Annotated in this window: 2 protein-coding genes and 2 pseudogenes; all 4 read right to left on the reverse strand. The window is 77.7% G+C overall.

The features are described from left to right. A pseudogene (locus GTW43_RS27645) lies at window positions 1-205 on the reverse strand (sugar ABC transporter substrate-binding protein); the annotation flags it as partial. Window positions 206-263: 58 nt separating this feature from the next. Next, window positions 264-1796 (reverse strand): glycoside hydrolase 43 family protein, encoded by a 1533-nt coding sequence (locus GTW43_RS27650; protein WP_161304686.1) that lies wholly within the window; start codon window positions 1794-1796, stop codon window positions 264-266. Further along, window positions 1793-2644 (reverse strand): PmoA family protein, encoded by an 852-nt coding sequence (locus GTW43_RS27655; protein WP_161304687.1) that lies wholly within the window; start codon window positions 2642-2644, stop codon window positions 1793-1795. The genes GTW43_RS27650 and GTW43_RS27655 overlap by 4 nt, the downstream gene beginning before the upstream one ends. Beyond that, window positions 2641-2841: pseudogene (locus GTW43_RS27660) on the reverse strand (gfo/Idh/MocA family oxidoreductase); the annotation flags it as partial. The gene GTW43_RS27655 and the pseudogene GTW43_RS27660, both read right to left, overlap by 4 nt.

Raw genomic sequence — 2841 nt, forward strand, 5'->3', positions numbered from 1 at the left:
CGGCGATGATCTCCTTCCAGACGGCGGTGCGGACCCCGCCGTTGTTGTCCCAGAAGACGATCTTTCCCTTGCCCGTGCCCTCGGCGCCCGGCGAGCCGACCGCGCTGCCGTCGTCGCCGCAGGCGGTGACGGTCAGAGCGAGGGCGGCGGTCAGGGCGAGGGTGCGGACGGCGCGGCGCGCGGCGCTGCGCGGGCGGTTGATCATGGTCGGCTCATTTCGGGTGTGCGTCCAGGGGGGCGGACCGTGCGGAGTGGTGCGCCGATCAGTCGGCGGGGGTGATCCGGAAGCGGGTGAACAGGGCGGTGCCTGCGGGTCCCTGACCGTCCGGGGCCGCCGCGAACAGGCCCAGCAGGGCCCCGACCCAGCGCCAGGGCGTGGCGGCGAAGACCTGGCCCGAGGGCCGGAATCCGTCGCCGGTGTCGACGAGGAGGCGGCAGCGCGCCCCGTCGGTGATGTCGATGCGCAGCCGGGCGTGCCCGTCGGGCGCGGGGCGCGGGGCGGCGGCGTCGCGCTCGGACCCGGCGGTGGTCTCGGCGAAGCGGTGGACGGCGCGGACCTGGCCGTCGGGGCCGCGCTCCAGGCCGATCCAGGTGCTGGCGTCGCCGAGGACGGCGAGGCCCGCGCGGGCCCCGGGCGCGGTGCCGGCGAGGCGCAGCTCGACCTCGACGCGGGCGGGCCGCAGCGGCAGGCGCTGGGTGAGCACGTGCGGCAGGCGGCGCAGGTCGGGGCCGCCTGCCGGGTCCGCGGCGCGGACACAGCTGAGCCGCAGGCCGTCCGCGGCGTGGGAACCGGTCCACCCCGGGCGGGGGTTCGCCGTCCACTGCCACTGGGGTCCGAACCGGCCGCCGGGGAAGTCGTCGTCGGTGGCGGGCGCGGCGGGCGGCCCGGGCGGCAGCGCGGGCCTGCGGTGCTCGGCGACGGGGGTGCCGTCGTCACCGAGCACGGGCCAGCCGTCCTCGTCCCAGCGCATGGGCTGCAGGTGGACGACGCGCCCGTAGGGCCCGCGCTGCTGGAAGTGCAGGAACCAGTCCTCGCCCGCGGCGGTGCGCACCCAGCCGCCCTGGTGCGGGCCGTTGACGTCCGTGCGGCCCTGTTCGAGGACGACGCGTGCCGCGTACGGCCCGTCGAAGGTGTCCGCGCGGAACGCGCCCTGCCAGCCCGTCTCCACGCCGCCGGCCGGGGCGAAGATCCAGAAGCGGCCCGCGTGCCGGTACAGCTTGGGGCCCTCGAGGGTGAACCAGCCCGGGATCCGGTCGGCGTCGATCAGCACCCGCCCCTCGTCGAGCAGTGCGGTGCCGTCGGGGCTCATGCGGTGGCCGGTGATCCGGTTCTTGATCCCGGCCCGCGACCTGGCGTAGGCGTGCACGAGGTACGCCTCGCCGGTCTCCTCGTCCCACAGCGGGCAGGGGTCGATGAGGCCCTTGCCCTCCTTGAGGAGGTGCGGGGCGGTCCACGGTCCGTCGACTGCGGGGGCGCTGATCTGGAGGATGCCGTGGTCGGGATCGCCCCAGAAGATCCAGAAGCGGCCCGCGTGGTGGCGCAGCGAGGGGGCCCAGACGCCGCAGTCGTGGCGCGGCGCGGCGAACGCCTCGGCGGGTTCCAGGCGTTCGAGGGCGTGCCCGGTCAGCGTCCAGTGGACGAGGTCGCGGGAGTGCAGCAGGGGCAGCCCGGGGACGCGGCCGAAGCTGGAGGCCGTGAGGTAGAAGTCGTCGCCGACGCGCAGGACGTCGGGGTCGGACCAGTCGGCGGCCAGTACCGGGTTGCGGTAGGTGTCCTCGTGCGGCGCGGTGCTCATCCGGTCACCGCCCGGCTGGCGAGGCCGGCGGCGCGGGTCCGGTCGGCGCGGCCGTCGGCGACGACCGTGACGACGCGGCGCACGGCGGTGGCGCCGGGGGCGATGCGCAGCCGTGCGGCGGCGGCGAGCGAGGAGCCGACGCCGGGGTACTGCCCGGCCCGCACGAACCAGGGGTCGCGCCGGGTCTCCTCGGTGGCCGCCGCGAAGACGAGGGTCCAGCCGTCGCCGGAGAGGGCGAGCCAGTCGGCGGGGCGGCCGTGCACGGCGTCCTCGCCCTCGCGGTCGGCGGTGAACACGGCGGGCGGGCGCGCCTCCTTGGGCGCACGCCAGAAGAAGCCGCCGTACCCGGCGCCGGGGCGGCCGTTGGTGGCCGGGCTGCCGAGCGTGACGTCCGCGGCGCCGGGGTTGGTGAGCGCGAAGGTGAGGTCGAGGGCCCAGGCGTCGTCGGTGAGACGGGCGGCGGTGACGGTGCGGCGCTCGCGCAGCAGGACGCGTCCGGCCGCGCTCCAGTCGAGGTCCTCGGTGAATCCCCCGGGCTCGCTGCGTGCGAACGCGCGGTGCGCCTGCACGCCGTGGTTGTCGCGTTCGGTGGGGCCCAGACCCCGGACGAAGGTGCGGCCGCCCCAGAAGTTGTGGCCGTCGACGTCGGGCACGGCGACACCGGCGCCGAGGTGGTGCGGGTGGTCGGCGGGGGCCGTCTCGGTGACGGCGAGGCCGGCGAGGGTGCGGACCGGGTGGAGGTACGGCCGCGGGGAGCGGCCGGGGGCGAGGCCCTGACCGCTCGCGTGGTGGGCGACGGTGCGGCCGGCGCAGCGCAGCACCGGCGGGGCGACGGGGGGCGGGGTCACGGCGCGACCTCCGATGCGGGGCGGGCCCAGGGCGCGCCGAGGGCGGCGAACCCGGAGCGGGCCTCGGCGCCCGCGGCGACGAGCGCGTCGATGCCGGGGACGACGCGGCGGACGGTGCCGGGCGCGGTCCCGGGGACGGTGTGCCAGGCGTCCGCGGGCAGCGGCCGGGGCTCGGGGGCGGTGCGCACGGCGTCGAG

Origin of the sequence: Streptomyces sp. SID5785 (assembly GCF_009870065.1) — a bacterium.
GTDB lineage: Bacteria > Actinomycetota > Actinomycetes > Streptomycetales > Streptomycetaceae > Streptomyces.

What these genes read in the sequence shown, in the direction of transcription:
- GTW43_RS27650 (WP_161304686.1), bottom strand. Translation starts at nt 1,796, where the DNA reads ATGAGCACCGCGCCGCACGAGGACACCTACCGCAACCCGGTACTGGCC.